Below are 18,015 nucleotides of genomic sequence, written 5' to 3'. Positions count from 1 at the left end.
ACGTAGCAGTGGAGCCCGAGGTTCCCGGGACGTGGGAAACGGCGTGCCGGTCACCCGCCGGACATCTGCGGCGAGGCCCACAGCGCCACCGTCGACGCGGTGAGGGCGGCGGGGAGGGCGAAGGTCGCCTCGGGCAGGCGGAACGGGCGGGCGACGGCGCCGGCGAGGGTCACGACCAGAGTGAGCACGGAGACGGATGGAGCGAGGGCGAGCATGTGTTCGGTCATCCGGGTCGGCCGGGGCGGATCATGAAGGGGGGGGTGCCCCACCCCGCCTGACCGGTCGTCAGAACTGGGTCCGTACCGAACCCTTGTGGACCCCGCCTCCATCAATAAAATGTCACACACCACAGTAGGGAGTCCTTCATGGTCCACGAGCAAGCCCCCGTGCACCGCGCCCGCCCCTGGCACGGGATCATGGTCGCCACCGCCCTCCCCTTCCGCGCGGACGGCGCCGTCGACCACGACGCCTACGCGCGGCACGTGGCCCGGCTGATCGCCGACGGCTGCGACGGCGTCGTCCCCAACGGCTCCCTCGGCGAGTACCAGACCCTCACCGACCAGGAACGCGCCCAGGTCGTCCGTACCGCCGTCGAAGCCGCCGGGGACGGGGCCAGGGTCATGCCGGGCGTCTCCGCGTACGGCAGCGCCGAGGCCCGCCGCTGGGCCGAACAGGCCGCCGACGCCGGCTGCGGCTCGGTCCTCCTCCTGCCGCCCAACGCCTACCGGGCCGACGAGCGGTCCGTACGCGCCCACTACGCCGAGGTCGCCGCGGTCGGCCTGCCCGTCGTCGCCTACAACAACCCGTACGACACCAAGGTCGACCTCGCCCCCGCCCTCCTCGCCCGCCTCCACGCCGACGGCGGCATCGTCGCCGTCAAGGAGTTCAGCGGCGACGTCCGCCGCGCCTACGAGCTCGCCGAACTCGCCCCCGGCCTCGACCTGCTCGTCGGCGCCGACGACGTCCTCCTCGAACTCGCGCTCGCCGGCGCCGTCGGCTGGATCGCCGGCTTCCCCAACGCCCTCCCGCGCGCCTGCGCCACCCTCTACCGCGCCGCCGTCGCGGGCGACCTCGCCGTCGCGCTGCCGCTCTACCGCGCGCTGCACCCGCTCTTCCGCTGGGACTCCAGAACCGAGTTCGTCCAGGCCATCAAGCTCTCCATGGACCTCGCCGGCCACACCGGGGGCACCACCCGGCCGCCCCGCCTCCCGCTGACGCCCGAACAGGAGGCCGTCGTGCGCGCCGCCACGGAGAAGGCCCTCGCCGAGGGCCACGCGTAGAGCCCGTCATCCACCCACCAGAAGGGACCCCATGCGCACCCGCCACGTCTACCACGCGGTGGACTCCCACACCGAGGGCATGCCCACCCGCGTCATCACCGGCGGCTTCGGGATCATCCCCGGCGCCACCATGGCCGAGCGGCGGCTCCACTTCGCCGAACACCTCGACCACGTCCGCACCCTCCTCATGTACGAACCGCGCGGCCACGCGGCGATGAGCGGCGCGATCCTCCAGCCGCCCACCCGCCCCGACGCCGACTACGGCGTCCTCTACATCGAGGTCTCCGGCCTGCTCCCGATGTGCGGACACGGCACCATCGGCGTCGCCACCGTCCTCGTCGAGACGGGCATGGTGCCGGTCGTCGAACCGGTCACCACCGTCCGGCTCGACACCCCCGCCGGGCTCGTCAGCGTCGACGTCCGCGTCGAGGACGGCCGCGCCCGCTCCGTAACCCTCACCAACGTGCCCGCCTTCTCCGTCGGCCTCGACCTCAAGACGGACGTGCCCGGATACGGCACCGTCACCTACGACCTCGCGTACGGAGGCAACTTCTACGCCTTCGTGGACCTCGACTCCCTGGGCCTGCCCTTCGACCGCGCCCACAAGCAGGAGCTGCTCGCCGCCGGGCTCGCGGTCATGGACGCCGTCAACGCCGGACCCGACCGCCCCGTCCACCCCGAGAACCCGGCCTTCGCCGGCGTCAAGCACGTCTACCTGACCGCACCCGGCTCCGACGCGACCCGCTCGCGCCACGCCATGGCCATCCACCCCGGCTGGTTCGACCGCTCCCCGTGCGGCACCGGCACCAGCGCCCGCATGGCCCAGCTGCACGCGCGCGGACTGCTCGCCCCGCACACCGACTTCGTCAACGAGTCCTTCATCGGCACCGAGTTCACCGGCCGGATCGTCGACGAGACGACCGTCGGCGGGCTGCCCGCCGTCGTCCCGACCGTCACCGGACGCGCCTGGATCACCGGCACCGCCCAGTACTTCCTCGACCCCGACGACCCGTTCCCCGCCGGATTCCTGCTCTGACCGCCCGCAGGACCGTCCGCCGGGGAAACGTGACATTGTACGATGCTCCCCCGTGACATCTCGGAGGACGCACGATGGGTGACCTGAAACAGTACGGCCTCGTCAGAGCCCAGGAACGGCTCCGCGACCAGGTCGGCCACGCCCTTCGCGCCGCCCTGATCGCCGGGGAGCTCCGCCCGGGCCAGGTCTACTCGGCCCCCGGCCTCGCCGGCGACCTCGGCGTCTCCGCCACCCCGGTCCGCGAGGCCATGCTCGACCTGGCCCGGGAGGGCCTGGTCGAGCCCGTCCGCAACAAGGGCTTCCGCATCACCGAGGTCAGCGAGCGGGACCTCGACCAGTACACCGAGCTCCGGACCCTCATCGAGGTCCCCACCATCGGCCGGGTCACCCGCAGGGCCACCCGGGAGCAGCTGGAGGAGCTGCGCCCGGTCGCCGAGGAGATCGTCTCGCGCGCCCGCGAGCACGACCTCATCGGCTACCTGGAGGCCGACCGCCGCTTCCACCTGGCCCTCCTCGCCCTCTCCGGGAACGAGCGGCTCGTCGAGACCGTCGGAGACCTGCGCAAGCGCTCCCGGCTCTACGGCCTCACCGGCCTCGACGAGGCCGGCAAGCTCGTCTCCTCCGCCGAGGAACACCTCGAACTCCTCGACCTGATGATCGCCGGGGACGCACCCGGCGCCGAGGCCTGCATGCAGCGCCACCTCGGCCACGTCCGCTCCCTGTGGGCGGACGCGGACGACTCCTCGGACTGACCGGCGGGGCCCGCTACGCACCCTCCGGCGGGACGATCTCCCGCTTGAGCACCTTCCCCGTCGGGCCCTTCGGCAGCGCGTCCGTCAGCCAGATCCGGCGCGGGTACTTGTACGGGGCGAGCCGCTCCCGCACGTGCGCGCGCAGCTCGGCGGGGGAGACCCGGCCGCCGGGCCGCAGGACGACCGCGGCCGCGACCTCCTGCCCGTGCACCGGATGCGGGACGCCGAGCACGGCGGCCTCCGCCACGCACGGGTGCAGGTGGAGGACCTCCTCCACCTCCCTCGGATACACGTTGAACCCGCCGCGGATCACGACGTCCTTGACGCGGTCGACGACCCGGAAGTCGCCGGACGCGTCCCGGGTGCCCAGGTCGCCGGTGTGCAGCCAGCCGTCCCGTACCGTCTCGGCCGTGGCCTCCGGGCGGCGCCAGTACCCCTTCATCACGTTGTGGCCCCGGATGACGAGCTCGCCGACCTCACCGTCCGGGACCTCCTTGCCGTCCCGGTCCACCACCCGCATCTCCACCCCCGGGACGGGGATGCCGATGGTGCCCGGGGAGCGCGGCCGGTCGATCCGGTTCACACAGGCCAGCGGCGACGACTCCGACAGCCCGTACCCCTCCAGGACCGCGCAGCCGAAGGCGGACTCGAAACCGGTCAGCACCGCCACCGGCAGGGGCGAGCCGCCGCACAGACAGACCCGCAGCGACGACACGTCGTGCAGCGCGCGGTCCGGGTGCCGCAACAGCAGCCCGTACATGGTGGGGACACCGAGGAAGACCGTGACCCGGTCCCGGGCGACGAGCGCGAGCGCACCCGCCGGGTCGAAGCGGGCCATGAGGGTCAGACAGGCACCCACGGCCACCGCACAGTTCAGCCCCATCACCTGCCCGAACGAGTGGAAGAGCGGCAGCCCGCCGAAGACCACGTCCGAGGGACCCAGCTCCAGGACCCGCACGCCTTCGTCGACATTGCGCCGGATGTTGCGGTGGGTCAGCTCGGCGCCCTTCGGCGCCCCCGTCGTGCCGGAGGTGTAGAGCACGACCGCCGTGTCCTCGGGGGTACGGGAAACGGGCTCCACGCGCGCGTGCTCCGCCAACAGCGTGCTGAAACCAGCCGGTTCGACCACGAGGTGCGGGGTGCCCGCGAGCCGGGCCCCCTCGGCGGCCTCCCCGCCGTCCCCGTGCCACGAGAGCATCAGCGCGGCCTCGGCGTCCGCCAGACAGTGACGGACCTCGCCCGCGCGAAGCAGCGGGTTGAGCGGGACGACGATCGCCCCCGCGCGCAGGATGCCGTAGTAGAGCACCGCGAACAGCGTGCTGTTCGGCAGCATGAGGGCCACCCGGTCACCCGGCCCCACCCCGCGCGCGTGGAGCAGCGCGGCGGCCCGCCCGGCCAGGTCGTCGAGCCCGCCGTACGTCAGCGTCTCGGCGCCGAGCCGCAACGCGCTCCGGTCGGGGTGCGCGCCCGCGCTCCGGGCGAGCAGCGCGGGAACGGTGCCGTCGTCGACGCTCATCAGAGGTACTCCTTCGCTCACGCCCGGGCCTCCGACCGGGTGTCGGTGCCCTGCCACTCGCCGGCGTCGCACGTCGCCGGGAACTCCGCCCACGCGGCGATCCGCTCCACCAGGCCCGCGTTGTGTCGGATCCAGCGGAAGTGGTCGAGCCGCCGGCCGCCGGCGTCCGACGACCGGTAGCTCCAGCGCTCGACCCGCGCCGACGGGAGCTTCGCGCACAGGTGGTCCACGGCCCGCGGCGGCGCGAGCGCGTCACCCTCCACGTCGACGGCGAGCACGGGCAGGTCGACGCTCCGCAGCGCCTCCTCGTAGTCCGCGGCCGCGCCCCTGGCCCCGTACCGCCCGGTCCGCATCTGCCGGGCCCAGTCCCGCATCACGCCCACCGACTCCCGCCCGCCGAAGCCGAACCGGTGCCCCGGCCAGTACCCGAGCAGCTCCGCACCGGCCACGCACAGCAGGCTCCGTACGAGCCACCGCGCACCCGGCCGGGGATCCGCCCCCGTACCGAGCGCGCGCCACCACGCCGAACCGCTCGCGACCAGGACGACCCCCGCGAGACGCGGCCGCAGCAGACCGCAGTGCACCAGCCCGAGCTGGCCGCCGAGACTGTGCCCCAGAAGCAGCCTCGGCGCCTCAGGGAAGGCCCGCTCGACGGCGTCCAGGACCGCGCCGAAGTCGTGCTCGACGAGCTCGCGGTAGCCGAAGCGGACCCCGCGCACCGGAACCGGGGTGCTCTCGCCGTGGCCCCGCAGGTCCGTCGTCACCACGGTCGCGCCCCGCCGGTGCAGCGCCCGTACCAGCGGCGTGTAGTGGCGGGCGGCGGTGCCCATCGCCGGGAGGACGACCACGACCGGGGCGGTCGGCTCGGGGCGCGCGTGGACACGGACCACGAGCCCGGCGCCGTCCGGGGCGGTCAGCTCGGCCAGTACGGGGAAGGGAGACGTCCTCATCGGCTCTCCGCGTCCGCGGGACGCCAGCCGATCACGCCCGCCCCCCACGTGACGCCCGCGCCGAACGCCGCCACCCCCAGCAGGCCCGTCGGACCGAGACGCCCCTCCTGCCAGGCCTGGTGGAGGGCGATCGGGATGGAGGCGGAGGAGGTGTTGGCGACCCGGTCGACGTTGAGGTACAGCCGCTCCTGCGGGACACCGAGCTCCTTGCCCACCGCCCGTACGATCCGCGCGTTGGCCTGGTGGGCGACGAACAGGTCGACGTCGTCGGCGGTCAGCTCCCGCCGCGCGAGCACGTCCCGGGCCGCCTCGCTCATCCGCTCCACCGCCTGGACGAAGATCTCGGGACCGTCCATCCGCAGCTTCCGGTCGTACCGGTCGGCGTAGAGCAGCGGGATCAGATCCCCGTCCGAACCGAGCCGGAAGGCGGGCTCGACGGAGGGGCCCGGGTCCACGTCCGCCACGACCACCGCCCCCGCGCCGTCGCCCAGCAGCACCGCCGTCGACCGGTCCTCGTGATCGGTGATCCGGGTCAGCGCCTCGGCCCCGCAGACCAGGACGGTGCCCGCCCGGCCCGACTCGATCAGGGCCACCGCGTGGTCCAGGGCGTACACGAACCCGGCGCAGGCCGCGTGCAGATCGAACGCGGCGGCCCGGTCCGCCCCCAGCCGGGCGGCCACCTCCACGGCGAGGCCCGGGGTCGTCCGGTCGGGCGTCGTGGTCGCCACGACGACGTGCCCCACCTCGCGCGCGGCGCGCCCCGACTGGGCGAGCGCCGTCCGGGCCGCCGCCAGGGCGAGGTCGGCGAGGTGCCCGTCCTCCGGCAGGAAGTGCCGCTGCCGGATGCCGGTCCGCTTGACGATCCACTCGTCGGAGGACCCGATGGCGGCGAAGTGGCTGTTGGGCACGGCCCGTTCGGGCAGCGCGGAGCCGACACCGACGATCGCCGCGGTCATGAGCGGTCCTCCTTCACGAGTGGTCCTCTTTCACGAGCGGTCGTTCTTCGCGAGCGGTCTGACTTCACGGGCGGTCGTTCTTCGCGAGCGGTCTGACTTCACGGGCGGTCCACTGGTACGAGGGGTCCTCAGCGGTCCTCTTTCACGAGCGGTCCTCCTTGCCCGCGCGGGGCGGCGCGCCGATCCCCGGGGGCTCGCCGACGGCGCCGACCCCCATCCGGACCGCGTGCATCCCGCCGTCCGCGTGCACGATCTCCCCGGTGACCGTGGCCGCCAGGTCCGACAGCAGGAACAGGACGGGGCCGACGAGCCGCGCCGGATCGGCGCGGCTCCAGCCGAGCGGCGCCTCCTGCTCCCAGCGGTCGGCGATCCGGTCGAAGGTGCTGACGGCCCGCCCGGCCACGGTCTCCACCGGGCCGGCGGCGACGAGGTTGACGCGGATGCCGGAGTGCCCGAGATACAGCGCGAGGTAGCGGCAGACCGCCCCGAGCGTGGCCTTGCCGACGCCCATCCAGTCGTACCCCGGCCACGCCCCGGACGAGTCGAAGTCGAGCCCGACGACACTGCCCCGGGCCCCGCCCGCGCCCCCGCCCTCGCGCAGCAGCGGCGCGAGCGCCGTGGTCAGCGAGTGCAGCGAGAACGCCGCCGTGCGCAGCGCGAGCGTCGCGCTCTCCACGGGCGTGGTGAGGAAGTTGCCGCTGAGCGCGGACTGCGGGGCGGCGGCGATCGCGTGCAGGACGCCGTCCACCGCGCCCCAGCGTCGCTCCAGCTCCTTCGTCAGCGCGTCGAGGTCCTCGGGCCGCGTCACGTCCAGCTCCAGGACGTCGGCCGGGTACGGCAGGCCGGACGCCGCCGCCTCCGTGATCCGCCGGGTCCGCCCGAAACCCGTCAACAGGACCTCCGCGCCCGCCTCCTGGAGCGCCCGCGCGGTGTGCCAGGCGATCGAGTCGTCGTTGAGGACCCCGGTGACCAGATAGCGGCGCCCGGAGAAGCCGAGCAGGTCGGGAACGCCGTGGGGATCGCGGGACGCGCGCATCAGGACCGCCCTTCCACGGCCAGGACCAGGGCCGCGTTGTGTCCGCCGAAGCCGAACGAGGTGGAGAGCCCGAACAACCCGCCTGCACCCGCCGGCGCGGTGAGCTTCCTCGCCGTACGCACGAGGTCGAGCGGGCCGAGCGCCGGATCGGGACGGCGCAGCCCCGCCGTCGGCGGCGCCACGCCGTGCCGCAGCGCCTGGAGGGTGACGATGGCCTCGACCGCGCCCGCCGCACCGAAGAGGTGCCCGAGCGCGCCCTTCCCGGAGGAGAGCGGCAGCTCCGCGAGGACCCCGGCCCCGAGGGCGCCCCGCAGGGCCTCGCACTCCAGACGGTCGTTGAGCGCGGTGCCGGTCCCGTGGGCGTTCACGTACGCCAGCTCCCCGGGCGCCACCGACGCCTCCCGCAGCGCGAGCGACACCGCCCGGCCCGCCGGCCCGCCGCTCGGGTCGGGCGCGGTCACGTGATGCGCGTCGGAGGTCGCCGCGTACCCCCGTACGACTCCGAGGACCTCGGCCCCGCGCCGGGCGGCGCCCGTGGCCGTCTCCAGGACGAGGATCCCGGCGCCCTCGCCGATCACGAAGCCGTCGCGGTCCCGGTCGAAGGGACGGGAGGAACCGCTCGGGGAGAGCGCGCCGGCGTTCGCGAAGGCGGCCGCCACCAGGTCGGACGAGGAGGCCTCGGCGCCACCGACCACGACGGCGTCGGCCGCGCCCGAGGCGAGCAGCCGCATCCCCGTACCGACGGCCTGGGCGCCGCTGCTGCACGCGGACGCGACACACAGGCTCTCGCCGTGGAGACCGTGCCGCATGGAGAGGTGGGCGGCGGCCGCGTTCGCCATCATCTGCGGGATCATCAACGGCGACACGAACCCCGCGCCGTCCCTCTCGTACACCTCCCGCTGCGCCTCGAAGGAGGCCGTGCCGCCGAGCCCGCACCCGATGACACAGGCGACCCGCTCGGGCTGCCAGGGCGACGGCGTGCCGTCCCGCTTCCCGGCCTGCGTCAGGGCCTCCTCGGCCGCCACAAGGGCCAGCTGGGTGAACCGATCGGTGCGGCGCACCACGTTCCGCGGCAGGTGATCGGCGGCCGTGAAGTCCGCGTGCCGGACGGCCGGATGGGAACCCGCCACCGCCACGTCCCCGGCGACGGCGCGCTCGTGGAGCACGCCGGCGCCGACGCCGAACGGGGTGACCGCGCCGAAACCGGTGACGACGACCTCCCGGCCCCGGCGCGGATCACTCAACTCCGGCCTTCTCGTAGCACAGTTCGAGGATCTGACCGACGGTGTCGATGCCGTCGAAGTCCTTCGTGCGGACCGGGACGCCGAGGTCCCGCTTGACGGACTGCGCGAGCTCGACCATGTCGAGCGAGTCGATCTCCAGATCGTCGAGCGCTGCCCCGGGCACGACGTCGGAGGCGTCGACGCCCAGCTCGACGAGGGCGTCGGTGATGAACTGCTCGATGGAGGCGCGGTCCAGCGTCGTGGACGCCGCGGATGTCGCTGATGTCTCGGACATGACTCTCCCGTGAAGTAAGGGGCCGGGGCTGCGATCAGGGGGTGATGAGCTTCGAGGAGTGGTACGGGGACCAGTGCCACTGCCGCCAGTAGCTCTCCGCGATGTCCACCCACTCCTCCAGGCGCGCGGCGCTGTCCAGGAAGCGGGAGGCGCTCACCACCAGCCAGCTGTAGACGGCCTGGCTGTCGCGGCAGCCGCCGCAGTCCCCGGACGTGCAGCAGAACTGCAGCGACTCGTAGTCGGCGCCCCAGGCCGCGAAGCCCGGGATCACCGGGTTCCCGTTGGCCACCCGCTCCTCGTGGTCGGGGTGGTCGACGCTGAGGCTCGGGCACACGTCGTACCCGAAGCGCGCCCCCCAGTGCGAGGTGCCGGTGATGAGGCTGCGGATGAAGTACGGGTGGCTGACCACGGCCTCCGGATAGGCCTCCTTGACCCGCAGGGCCTCCTCGAGGACGCGGCGCTCGTTCTCGATCTGGATCGGGTTGTCGGAGCCGTGCTCGCTGTAGAAGTTGAAGGTGACGATGTTGCCGTTCTCGGCGATCCGGCGCACGGTCGGTTCGAGGTACGGCAGCCCCGCCTCGGAGAGCGCGAAGATGAACAGGACCCGCGGATCGTCCTTGTAGTGCGACAGCGCCGTGTCGAACAGGCCGGTGAACTTGGAGCCGTTGACCCGGATGGCCCGCAGGTCGTCGTCGAGCGGCCCGCCCCCGAAGATGCTGACGGCGACGGCGATGTGCTCGAAGCCCTGCACGGGCATCGGACGCAGGCCGTTCGTCGAGATCGTGATGTACGGCAGCTCCTCGACGAAGGCCTCCACCCGGCGCAGCACCAGGGTCGGCTCACCGCCGATGAGGGTGGCCTGGTTGACCCCCTCGTCCCGCAGCCGGCGGGCGAAGGCACGGATCCGGTCGACGTCCGAGAGCTCGCGCACGGCGGTGTCGAAGCCGCCCTCGAAGTACCAGCAGCCCTTGCAGCGGATGTTGCAGGTGTTGGTGAGGTGCACCTCGCACGAGCGGACCTCCCGGCCGAGACGGCGCAGCCGGTGCAGACGCTCGGCGAGATCGGGACGTTCGGCCAGGAGGGCGGCGGTGCGCTCCTTCGCCTCGCGGCGGCCGAGCGGGCGCGGGGTGATGGTCAGGGGGGTGGCCATGGGGTGCGGACTCCTCGATCGGACGGCTGCTCGGTCACACGGGCGCGCTGCCTGGCCCTCCGGGGGCGTCTCGGGGCTGCTCGGGGCGGCTCCGGGCTCGTCGGGCCTGCTCGGTCTGCTCGGTCTGCTCGGTCTGCTTGGTCTGCTTGGTCTGCTCGGGATTGTTCGGGCGGCTCGGGCCTGCCGGTGTCTGCCCGGGCGGCTCGGGCCGCTCGGGCTCGCCGGTGCCTGCTCGATCCGCCCAGGCCTGCCGGTGCCCGTCCGGGCCGCTCGGGCCCGCCGGTGCCTGCTCGGACCACTCGGGCCGCTCGGGCCCGCTCGGTCTACTCCGGTACCTTCAGGCCAAGGCCCTCGATGCGCGGGGTGACCTTCGCCCGCCAGATGTCCCGCGCCTCCCCGTTGGTGGTCTGCCGCAGACCGAAGCGGACCGCGAGCTTCGACCGCTCCGAACGCGCGCTCCCGAAGATCCGGTTGAATCCCGGCCACAATCGGTCGAGCCCCTGCTGGAGTTCCTCGCGGCCCTCCTCGGTGCGGGCGAGATTCCGGCAGACACGCGCACCGTGCGCGATGTGCACCTTCTCGTCGAGAATGATCGTGCGCACCGCCTCGGCCCACGGCTTGTAACTGCTCTGCGCGAATTCGGAGATCATCACCATCGCGGTCTCCTCACCGATGTACGAGAAGATTCCGCGCTCGGCCCACGTGGTGCACGTGTGGAACTCGTGGCCGGCGAAGAGATCACGGTCGGCGAGCCGCTGCTGCTCCATGTATCCGGTGTCCACGCCGATGTCGGCCAGGATCCTTTTGCCGATCTTGTAGTGGTCGTACTCCTCGACGGCACGCTCGGCGCACACCTGCCGCTCCTCGGCGTTCGGCGCGAGCGGAAGAAACACCTGGATGTAGTCGTCGGCGCCGGACAGTTCGCCCTCTGTGTTGACGATCATTCCCCGGACTGCGATCTCCCGGTAGTCCTCGGGCATGGCGAGGAATTCCTCGGGAGTGCGGACGACGACTGCCTCGTCGACGGGAACGGAAGATGACATGGTGATCCACTCGCCTCGCTCGTTCGACTTCGACCCGAAAGACCGCTGACATCGCGGTGGTGGAGCGGTCGAACGCTATCCACGGCACCGCCGTCCATCAATGAGACCGAGGACCGGAATGGCCGGTTTCCCCGAGTCGTCCACGACGCGTGGAGAACCGGATCGAGAACCGGTCGCGGCGCGTCGGACAGGAGAGAAGAAGATCACTCCGCCCGCCCTCTCCCGAGTCGACCAGCGGGAAAGGCGAGGGGAGGGAAATCCTCCGAATTCACCGCCCGCGGCTGGATTCCCACGGCCCGCAGAGCGGCCGAATCATGGCCGAATCAGGTACGGAGCACGCGGGCGGCAGGCCGGCGACACGCCCGGAATTCGCCCTGCGTGAGGGGTCTGAAGAGTGTCAACTCGGCCACGCCGGGCGGGAATCGAACGACCTGGACACCGTCTTGAATCTCTATATGCTGGCGCCATGCTTTCTGCCGCCTCCGCGCCCGCGAACGCCACCTCCACCACCCCCTCCGTGCCCGCGCCGGCCACCGCCTCACGGCTGGCCAACGTCGGCTCGTCGCCGGTACGGGAGATCCTGGCGCTCACGGCACGGCCCGAAGTGATCTCGTTCGCCGGAGGCCTGCCCGCCCCCGAGCTGTTCGACATCGCCGGCATCCGCGCGGCGTACGACCGGGTCCTCGCGGAGAGCCCGCAGACCGCCCTCCAGTACTCGACGACCGAGGGCGACCCCGACCTGCGCACCGCCGTCGCCGCCCGGCTCACCGCGCGCGAACTGCCCACGGACGCCGACGACCTGCTCGTCACCACCGGCTCGCAGCAGGCCCTCACGCTCCTCACCACCGCCCTCGTCGAACCCGGCAGCGTCGTCCTCGTCGAGGACCCCTGCTACCTCGCCGCCCTGCAGACCTTCGGCTTCGCGGGCGCGCGCGTCGTCCCCGTGCCCACCGACGACCAGGGCATCATCCCGGAGGCCCTGGAGGAGATCGCGGCCCGCGAGAAGGCGACCCTCCTCTACATCGTCCCCACCTTCCAGAACCCCACGGGCCGGACCCTCCCCGCCGAGCGCCGCCACGCCGTCGCCGAGGCCGCCGCGCGGCACGGCTTCTGGATCGTCGAGGACGACCCGTACGGCGAACTGCGCTACGACGGCGAGCGCGTCCCCGCCATCGCCGCCGACCCCGCCGCGGCCGACCGCACCGTCCTGCTCGGCTCCTTCTCCAAGGTGATGGCCCCCGGCCTCCGCCTCGGCTACCTGCGCGCCCCCGCCGGCCTCCGCCGCGCCTGCGTGATCGCCAAGCAGGCCGCCGACCTGCACACCTCGACCATCGACCAGGCCGCCGCCGCGCGCTATCTCCGCGACAGCGACCTCGACGCACACGTCGCGGTGATGCGCGCCGCCTACCAGGAGCGCAGGGACGCCATGCTCGACGGCCTGCCGGGCGCCCTGCCCGAGGGCAGCCGGTGGAACAGGCCGGAGGGCGGCATGTTCATCTGGGTCACCCTCCCCGCGGGCCACGACGCCACGGCCCTCCTGAAGACGGCCGTCGGCCACGAGGTGGCCTACGTGCCGGGAGCCCCGTTCTTCTGCGGCGAACCCGACCCGGGCGCGATGCGGCTGTCGTTCACGACGCACTCGGCCGACGAGATCAGGGAAGGCCTCCGCCGCCTGGCGAAGAGCTTCGCCTGATGAGGGACACGGGGAGCCCGATACGCGAGACGCAGGCCCCGGACCCGGCGACAGCGCCCGCTGCCCGCCCGCTGTCGCCGGACGAGCTCAACGCGCTCGTCCAGCGGCAGTTCCCCGACTACGCGGCCTGCCGGGTCACCGACGCGAGCGGGACGTACCTCCTCATGGAGGCGGACGGCGCCCGCCTCCGCACCCGCCCCGGCGGCACGATCTCCGGTCCCGAACAGGCCGGGCTCGTCGACCTCGCCGCGTTCCTCCTCATCAACGCCCGGCTCGGACGCCCCACCCCGATGGCGCTCACCACCTCGCTCCAGATCAGCTACCTCAACCGCCCCCGCCCCGGACTGCTCCGGACGCACGCGCGCATGGCCAAGTTCGGCCGCCGCCTCTGCGTGGTCCTCGCCGAACTCAGGGACGAGGCGGGCGATCTGGCGGCCTCCGCCACCGTCACGTACTCCGTCCCGCCCGCCGGCGCAGGTCAGGGCACCGGCTGACCAGGAGCCGCGCGCGGACCGCCCCCGGGCCATCACCTCGTGTCGTTGTTGGGCCGAACGGGTGAGGAGCGGGAGGATGGACCCATGAGTAGGTACGAGAGGTACGACGTCACCGACGAACAGTGGGAGGGCCTCGCCCAGGTCCTGCCCCTGCGCGGCCGTGACGAATGGCCGTCCAGGGTCGACCACCGCACGATCCCCGAGCAGTACGAAACCGCCGAGCAGCGCCGCATGGTCGTGCTCCGCGTGCAGGTCTTCGCCGACGCCCGTGAGGTCGCCGAGTACCTCATCGCCCAGATCCCGGTGCTCCTCGATCTGACGAGCGCCGACACCGAGGTCGCCAAGCGGATCCTCGACTTCAGCAGCGGCGTCGTCTTCGGCCTCGGCAGCGGGATGCACCGCGTCGACCGGAACGTCTTCCTGCTGGCCCCGGCCGGTACGGAGGTCGAGGGCGCGGAGGGTGAGGGCGAGGACGACGTCGTGGGCGGCAGGACCGCCGGCGTCCCTCGATCGTAGGAAGGTCATCTCGCCGTAACGGTTCGTCAGGGAATGATCTGCGTACGGTCCGGGCATGGACCTCACCGGCGGCCCCACGCTCGCCCGCACGTCAGACGCCCCTTCCTCCGACGTCGTTCCTTCCTCAGTTCACCCTTCCTCGATTCACCCTTCCCCGGTTCAGTCGCCCTCGGCTCACCCTGCCTCGACCGAAGGCGCCGCGACCGGGCTCGCCTCGGTCGGAGCTCCCCTGACCGGGCCTTCCTCGGTCGGGCCTTCCTCGGACGGGCCTTCCTCGGGATCGGACGGTGAAGCCTCGGCCGGCCCTGCCTCGGCCGGGCCTTCCCCAGTGGGTTCTTCCTCCGTCGCGCCCGCTTCCGCCGCCCGCTTCGCCGGACCCCGGGTCTCCGGGCCCCGCGTCTCCGAGCCCAGGGTCTCCGGGCCGGGCGAGTCCAGGCCCGTCGCGACCGCGCCCCGCGCCTCCGTCCCCGAGGCGCGGGGCCCGGTCGAGGCGGAGGGACGGGGCGGACCGGGGCGGCGGGGCGGACCGCTCACCGCCCGGCCCGCCGTCACCGAACTGCGGCTGTCCGCGTTCGCCGGCCACCGTTCCGCCGTGCACCCGCTCGGACCCGTCACCCTCTTCGCCGGGCCGAGCGGCAGCGGCAAGTCCACCACCCTGCGGGCGTACGAGGCGCTCGCCAGGCTCGGCGCGGGCGACCCGCTCGACGAGGTGTTCCCCGACGCCGCCGACTGCGTCCCCGAACGCGCCCGGCCCGACGCCCAGGGCAGGCGCGGCTTCCGGATCGGATGCACGGTCGACGGACCCGAGGGCCCCGTCCACCTGGACCTCGCCGTGCAGGCCGAGCCCAGGCTCCGCATCGTCGGCGAGCGGCTCACCGGCCGGGGCCGCACCCTGCTCGCCACCGCGCTCCGCGACCCCGGCCGCAGCACCGTCCAGGCCGCCTGGCACACGGCGGGCACCACCCCCGTCACCCGCGCCCCGCTCCCCGACGACCTGCTGGGCACGGCCCTGCTGCCGCTGCGCGTCGCGGGCAAGACCCAGGGGCAGCTGGAGGTCCTGGCCGCCGCCGAGCAGGTCGTCATCGGCCTGCGGTCCGCCTTCGCCTGCGACCCCCGGCCCGAGCGGATGCGGGCCCCCGTGCCGCCGGGCGAGGGGCGGCTGCGGCGCGGCTGCGGGAACCTCGCCGAGGTCCTGCACCGCACCCACACGGACTGCCCGCGCCGCCACCACCGTCTCGCCACCGTCGCGGGAGCGGGCTGCGTGGGACCGGTCACCGGAGTCGGCGTACAGGAACTCCCGGAAGGCACCGTACGCGCCGTCCTCGAACGCGGCGGCCGGCCCGCGACCCCGCTCGGCCGCCTCGGCGACGGCGAACTCCGCTACCTGGCCCTCGCGCTCACCCTGCTCACCGGCCCCGGAGTCCTGGAGATGGACCGGATCGCCGAGGTGCCGGACGCCATGCAGAGCCTGACGCTGCTCGCCGACGACCTCGACCGGGGGCTCGACGGACGCCAGGTGGGCGAACTGCTGCGGCTCGCGACGGGCATCGCCGCCGACGGGCACATCCGGGTGGCGGGCACGGTCGGGGAGCGTGCGGCGGGGGAGGCGCGCCGGACGCCCGGGGTGACGGTGGTAGACCTGAGCGGGTGACGGACGACAACGACGTGGCAGGGCTCCAGCGCAGGCTGGCCGAGTTCGCGGCGGCCCGCGACTGGCAGCCCTACCACACACCCAAGAACCTGGCGGCGGCCCTCAGCGTGGAGGCCGCCGAACTCCTTGAGATCTTCCAGTGGTTGACGCCGGAGCAGGCGGAACGGGTGATGGACGACCCGGAGTCGGCGCACCGGGTCGCCGACGAGGTGGCGGACGTGCTCGCCTACCTCCTCCAGTTCTGCCAGGTGCTCGGCGTCGATCCGCTGGCGGCGCTCGCGGCCAAGATCGACCGGAACGAGGTCCGGTTTCCCGTCCGGAGGCGGGGCGGAGGGCGTGAGGAGGGGCTCACGGACGCCGATACGGACGAAGATCGTCACTCTTCGGAGTGATCGACTTGCCCCCGTCAGGCTTCCTGTCCACAGATTTCCGAATTCCTCTGGTGTTGGGGCTCAGTCGGCCTCACTCTGGGTAGTGGACTGAGTGGGCAGTAAGTCGTACGAACGGGGGCGGCGTTGATGGAAGCGGAGCGACTCATCGCGCTGGGCCGACAGGCGCTGGCGGAGAGCGGGACGGCACAGGACATCGTGGCGGAGGCCTGGCAGGCGCAGGCGCTCGCCCAGGCGATAGGGCGTCACCTCGCGCTCTGCGGACCGCAGGAGCTGCGCGGCGAGGCGCGGGGGCTGAGCGAGATCGGGGAGTACCCGGCCTGGGGCTCCGGCGGCCCGCGCGCGGGCCGGCTGACCGAAGTCGCGGACCCGTGCGGGTCGTTGACCGCGCTCGGGGAGCTGCTGGGGGAGGTCGGGATCGCGCTGGTGGGGGTGGCCTGCGCCACCGACGAGGAGGGGCTCTACTGGCAGTGCATCGAGGCGATCGACGCCGCCGACGAGTCGAGCGACCGGGTGCGCGGGATGCTGCGACGCCTCGCCGTGCGCGACGGGGACCGCGCCCGCCCACCCGACCCCGCCCGGGGCCGAGCGGGCCCGAGCGGCCGGGACCCGTCGTGGTAGCGGGGTCGCCGGCTCCCGTGATGCGGCTCGGGTCAGGGCTCGGGGTCCGGAGAGGGGGCCAGGCGGTCGGACGTGGACTGGAGGTCGGCGTCCAGCTGGGAGAGGTCGGCGGAGAGCGCCGCCATCAGCTCCTCCATCTGCTGGAGCAGGCCCTTCGGAGCCTCGGCGCCCTTCTGCTCGGGCACGGACTGCGACGCGGGCTGTTCGGGCACGGCCCGCTCCGGTGCGGCTTCCTGGGACATGGCGGCCTCCTCGGCCCGGGGCCCGCCGCCGAGGGCGGGACCGTGAGGGAGACGCACCGGCAGCGGCCGCCGGCACGCGGGCCGGGCGGTCCGGCTCCGCCCGAGCCAACGACGGGTGCCCGGCCCCGGTCACTGGCCAGGGCGGACGCGCCCCGCCACGGGTCGGATATTCACCCGCCCGAGCCGGTGCGGACGGGGAGCTGACGGAGAGGTTGACACGCACCCGACGGTGCAGGATGGAGGTATGGACCTTCGCATCTTCACCGAACCCCAGCAGGGGGCCGACTACGAGACGCTCCTCGCGGTGGCCCGGGCCACCGAGGAGCTCGGATTCGACGCCTTCTTCCGCTCCGACCACTATCTGAGCATGGGGTCGGGCGACGGGTTGCCGGGGCCGACGGACGCCTGGATCACCCTGGCCGGCCTGGCCCGGGAGACGAAGCGGATCCGGCTCGGCACGCTGATGACGGCCGGCACCTTCCGGCTCCCCGGGGTCCTGGCCATCCAGGTCGCCCAGGTGGACCGGATGTCCGGCGGACGGGTCGAACTGGGCCTGGGCGCGGGCTGGTTCGAGGAGGAGCACAAGGCCTACGGAATTCCGTTCCCGAAGGAGAGGTTCGGCCGGCTGGAGGAGCAGCTGGCGATCGTCACCGGCCTGTGGGAGACGGAGGTCGGCAAGACCTTCAGCCACCACGGGAAGTACTACCAGCTCACCGACTCGCCCGCGCTTCCGAAGCCGGCCCAGTCCAGGGTCCCGGTGCTGATCGGCGGGCACGGCGCGAGCCGTACGCCGCGGCTGGCCGCGCGGTACGCGGACGAGTTCAACATCCCGTTCGCGTCCGCAGAGGACAGTGAGCGGCAGTTCGGCCGGGTCCGGGCCGCCGCCGAGGCGGCGGGACGGGCGGCGGACGACCTGGTGTACTCGAACGCGCTGGTCGTCTGCGTCGGCAAGAGCGACGCCGAGGTGGCCCGCCGGGCGGCAGCCATCGGCCGGGAGGTGGACGAGCTGAAGGCGAACGGGCTCGCGGGCTCGCCCGCCGAGGTCGTCGACAAGATCGGGCGGTACGAGGCGATCGGCTCCTCCCGGGTCTACCTCCAGGTCCTGGACCTGGAGGACCTGGACCACCTGGAGCTGATCTCCGCCCGGGTCCAGTCGCAGCTGGGATGAGCGG

At 73.3% G+C, this 18,015-nt stretch carries 20 protein-coding genes; 10 read left to right on the top strand and 10 right to left on the bottom strand.

Translation table 11 applies throughout. From position 1 onward, the window contains the following. Positions 1 to 50 precede the first annotated feature (50 nt). On the bottom strand, positions 51 to 227 hold the full coding sequence (locus GGE06_RS30025; RefSeq protein ID WP_184932313.1) for a hypothetical protein: 177 nt from the start codon (positions 225 to 227) through the stop codon (positions 51 to 53). Positions 228 to 365: 138 nt separating this feature from the next. Between GGE06_RS30025 and GGE06_RS30020 the strand changes: the two genes are divergently transcribed. The 3 genes from GGE06_RS30020 to GGE06_RS30010 all read left to right on the top strand — a co-directional run bounded on the left by GGE06_RS30020 (position 366) and on the right by GGE06_RS30010 (position 3,068). Next, positions 366 to 1,280, top strand: a complete 915-nt coding sequence (locus tag GGE06_RS30020) for a dihydrodipicolinate synthase family protein (RefSeq protein ID WP_184932312.1) — start codon at positions 366 to 368, stop codon at positions 1,278 to 1,280. 31 nt (positions 1,281 to 1,311) lie between these two features. Continuing rightward, positions 1,312 to 2,316, top strand: a complete 1,005-nt coding sequence (locus GGE06_RS30015) for a proline racemase family protein (protein WP_116158363.1) — start codon at positions 1,312 to 1,314, stop codon at positions 2,314 to 2,316. A 74-nt stretch (positions 2,317 to 2,390) separates the two neighbouring features. Beyond that, positions 2,391 to 3,068 carry a GntR family transcriptional regulator gene (locus GGE06_RS30010; protein WP_116158362.1) on the top strand — a complete coding sequence of 226 codons (678 nt, stop codon included), beginning with the start codon at positions 2,391 to 2,393 and terminating at the stop codon, positions 3,066 to 3,068. A 13-nt stretch (positions 3,069 to 3,081) separates the two neighbouring features. Here GGE06_RS30010 and GGE06_RS30005 read toward each other — a convergent pair whose 3' ends face one another. The 8 genes from GGE06_RS30005 to GGE06_RS29970 all read right to left on the bottom strand — a co-directional run bounded on the left by GGE06_RS30005 (position 3,082) and on the right by GGE06_RS29970 (position 11,237). Next, complete coding sequence (locus GGE06_RS30005; RefSeq protein WP_184932311.1) at positions 3,082 to 4,584, bottom strand: long-chain-fatty-acid--CoA ligase; 1,503 nt, start codon at positions 4,582 to 4,584, stop codon at positions 3,082 to 3,084. Between the two features lie 17 nt (positions 4,585 to 4,601). Next, the gene (locus tag GGE06_RS30000) at positions 4,602 to 5,534 is read right to left on the bottom strand and encodes an alpha/beta hydrolase family protein (protein WP_116158360.1); all 933 of its coding nucleotides are present in this window, start codon (positions 5,532 to 5,534) and stop codon (positions 4,602 to 4,604) included. Further along, complete coding sequence (locus GGE06_RS29995) at positions 5,531 to 6,490, bottom strand: beta-ketoacyl-ACP synthase 3 (RefSeq protein WP_116158359.1); 960 nt, start codon at positions 6,488 to 6,490, stop codon at positions 5,531 to 5,533. Before GGE06_RS29995 ends, GGE06_RS30000 begins: the two co-directional genes overlap by 4 nt. Positions 6,491 to 6,632: 142 nt before the next feature. Next, positions 6,633 to 7,526 carry an enoyl-ACP reductase FabI gene (fabI, locus tag GGE06_RS29990; RefSeq protein WP_116158358.1) on the bottom strand — a complete coding sequence of 298 codons (894 nt, stop codon included), beginning with the start codon at positions 7,524 to 7,526 and terminating at the stop codon, positions 6,633 to 6,635. After that, entirely contained in the window at positions 7,526 to 8,770 is a 1,245-nt protein-coding gene (locus GGE06_RS29985) for a beta-ketoacyl-[acyl-carrier-protein] synthase family protein (RefSeq protein WP_184932310.1), read from the bottom strand. The genes fabI and GGE06_RS29985 overlap by 1 nt, the downstream gene beginning before the upstream one ends. After that, complete coding sequence (locus GGE06_RS29980; protein WP_116158356.1) at positions 8,763 to 9,044, bottom strand: acyl carrier protein; 282 nt, start codon at positions 9,042 to 9,044, stop codon at positions 8,763 to 8,765. Before GGE06_RS29980 ends, GGE06_RS29985 begins: the two co-directional genes overlap by 8 nt. 34 nt (positions 9,045 to 9,078) lie before the next feature. After that, positions 9,079 to 10,194: a radical SAM protein gene (locus GGE06_RS29975; RefSeq protein ID WP_184932309.1), complete on the bottom strand. Its 1,116-nt coding sequence runs from the start codon at positions 10,192 to 10,194 to the stop codon at positions 9,079 to 9,081. A 323-nt stretch (positions 10,195 to 10,517) separates the two neighbouring features. Further along, a complete protein-coding gene (locus GGE06_RS29970; RefSeq protein ID WP_181924468.1) occupies positions 10,518 to 11,237 on the bottom strand; it encodes a Phenylacetic acid catabolic protein in 720 nt (239 codons plus the stop codon). A 466-nt stretch (positions 11,238 to 11,703) separates the two neighbouring features. Here GGE06_RS29970 and GGE06_RS29965 point away from each other — a divergent pair, with 466 nt between their 5' ends. The 6 genes from GGE06_RS29965 to GGE06_RS29940 all read left to right on the top strand — a co-directional run bounded on the left by GGE06_RS29965 (position 11,704) and on the right by GGE06_RS29940 (position 16,601). Next, entirely contained in the window at positions 11,704 to 12,930 is a 1,227-nt protein-coding gene (locus GGE06_RS29965; RefSeq protein WP_181924467.1) for an aminotransferase-like domain-containing protein, read from the top strand. Beyond that, positions 12,930 to 13,424, top strand: a complete 495-nt coding sequence (locus GGE06_RS29960) for a PaaI family thioesterase (protein WP_116158353.1) — start codon at positions 12,930 to 12,932, stop codon at positions 13,422 to 13,424. The genes GGE06_RS29965 and GGE06_RS29960 overlap by 1 nt, the downstream gene beginning before the upstream one ends. 84 nt (positions 13,425 to 13,508) lie before the next feature. Further along, the gene (locus GGE06_RS29955; RefSeq protein WP_116158352.1) at positions 13,509 to 13,940 is read left to right on the top strand and encodes a cell division protein SepF; all 432 of its coding nucleotides are present in this window, start codon (positions 13,509 to 13,511) and stop codon (positions 13,938 to 13,940) included. 556 nt (positions 13,941 to 14,496) lie between these two features. Continuing rightward, positions 14,497 to 15,591, top strand: coding sequence for an AAA family ATPase (locus GGE06_RS29950; protein WP_221518691.1), 1,095 nt, complete (start codon positions 14,497 to 14,499; stop codon positions 15,589 to 15,591). Continuing rightward, positions 15,588 to 15,983 carry a nucleotide pyrophosphohydrolase gene (locus GGE06_RS29945; RefSeq protein WP_116158351.1) on the top strand — a complete coding sequence of 132 codons (396 nt, stop codon included), beginning with the start codon at positions 15,588 to 15,590 and terminating at the stop codon, positions 15,981 to 15,983. The genes GGE06_RS29950 and GGE06_RS29945 overlap by 4 nt, the downstream gene beginning before the upstream one ends. 126 nt (positions 15,984 to 16,109) lie before the next feature. Continuing rightward, positions 16,110 to 16,601 carry a DUF6099 family protein gene (locus GGE06_RS29940; RefSeq protein WP_116158350.1) on the top strand — a complete coding sequence of 164 codons (492 nt, stop codon included), beginning with the start codon at positions 16,110 to 16,112 and terminating at the stop codon, positions 16,599 to 16,601. A 32-nt stretch (positions 16,602 to 16,633) separates the two neighbouring features. Here GGE06_RS29940 and GGE06_RS29935 read toward each other — a convergent pair whose 3' ends face one another. Next, positions 16,634 to 16,843 (bottom strand): hypothetical protein, encoded by a 210-nt coding sequence (locus GGE06_RS29935; protein ID WP_184932307.1) that lies wholly within the window; start codon positions 16,841 to 16,843, stop codon positions 16,634 to 16,636. Positions 16,844 to 17,087: 244 nt separating this feature from the next. Between GGE06_RS29935 and GGE06_RS29930 the strand changes: the two genes are divergently transcribed. Next, positions 17,088 to 18,011, top strand: a complete 924-nt coding sequence (locus tag GGE06_RS29930; protein ID WP_116158348.1) for an LLM class F420-dependent oxidoreductase — start codon at positions 17,088 to 17,090, stop codon at positions 18,009 to 18,011. The last annotated feature ends 4 nt before the right edge of the window (positions 18,012 to 18,015 follow it).

It is taken from the genome of Streptomyces nymphaeiformis, assembly GCF_014203895.1.
GTDB lineage: Bacteria > Actinomycetota > Actinomycetes > Streptomycetales > Streptomycetaceae > Streptomyces > Streptomyces nymphaeiformis.
Note: the sequence above shows the minus strand (reverse complement) of the source record. Positions and strands in the feature narration are given on the sequence as shown.

Excerpts from the sequence above, each read along its gene's own strand:
- GGE06_RS30025 (WP_184932313.1), bottom strand. The coding sequence starts at position 227 with ATGACCGAACACATGCTCGCCCTCGCTCCATCCGTCTCCGTGCTCACT.
- GGE06_RS30020 (WP_184932312.1), top strand. The coding sequence starts at position 366 with ATGGTCCACGAGCAAGCCCCCGTGCACCGCGCCCGCCCCTGGCACGGG.
- GGE06_RS30015 (WP_116158363.1), top strand. The coding sequence starts at position 1,312 with ATGCGCACCCGCCACGTCTACCACGCGGTGGACTCCCACACCGAGGGC.
- GGE06_RS30010 (WP_116158362.1), top strand. The coding sequence starts at position 2,391 with ATGGGTGACCTGAAACAGTACGGCCTCGTCAGAGCCCAGGAACGGCTC.
- GGE06_RS30005 (WP_184932311.1), bottom strand. The coding sequence starts at position 4,584 with ATGAGCGTCGACGACGGCACCGTTCCCGCGCTGCTCGCCCGGAGCGCG.
- GGE06_RS30000 (WP_116158360.1), bottom strand. The coding sequence starts at position 5,534 with ATGAGGACGTCTCCCTTCCCCGTACTGGCCGAGCTGACCGCCCCGGAC.
- GGE06_RS29995 (WP_116158359.1), bottom strand. The coding sequence starts at position 6,490 with ATGACCGCGGCGATCGTCGGTGTCGGCTCCGCGCTGCCCGAACGGGCC.
- fabI (WP_116158358.1), bottom strand. The coding sequence starts at position 7,526 with ATGCGCGCGTCCCGCGATCCCCACGGCGTTCCCGACCTGCTCGGCTTC.
- GGE06_RS29980 (WP_116158356.1), bottom strand. The coding sequence starts at position 9,044 with ATGTCCGAGACATCAGCGACATCCGCGGCGTCCACGACGCTGGACCGC.
- GGE06_RS29975 (WP_184932309.1), bottom strand. The coding sequence starts at position 10,194 with ATGGCCACCCCCCTGACCATCACCCCGCGCCCGCTCGGCCGCCGCGAG.
- GGE06_RS29970 (WP_181924468.1), bottom strand. The coding sequence starts at position 11,237 with ATGTCATCTTCCGTTCCCGTCGACGAGGCAGTCGTCGTCCGCACTCCC.
- GGE06_RS29965 (WP_181924467.1), top strand. The coding sequence starts at position 11,704 with ATGCTTTCTGCCGCCTCCGCGCCCGCGAACGCCACCTCCACCACCCCC.
- GGE06_RS29960 (WP_116158353.1), top strand. The coding sequence starts at position 12,930 with ATGAGGGACACGGGGAGCCCGATACGCGAGACGCAGGCCCCGGACCCG.
- GGE06_RS29955 (WP_116158352.1), top strand. The coding sequence starts at position 13,509 with ATGAGTAGGTACGAGAGGTACGACGTCACCGACGAACAGTGGGAGGGC.
- GGE06_RS29940 (WP_116158350.1), top strand. The coding sequence starts at position 16,110 with ATGGAAGCGGAGCGACTCATCGCGCTGGGCCGACAGGCGCTGGCGGAG.
- GGE06_RS29935 (WP_184932307.1), bottom strand. The coding sequence starts at position 16,843 with ATGTCCCAGGAAGCCGCACCGGAGCGGGCCGTGCCCGAACAGCCCGCG.
- GGE06_RS29930 (WP_116158348.1), top strand. The coding sequence starts at position 17,088 with ATGGACCTTCGCATCTTCACCGAACCCCAGCAGGGGGCCGACTACGAG.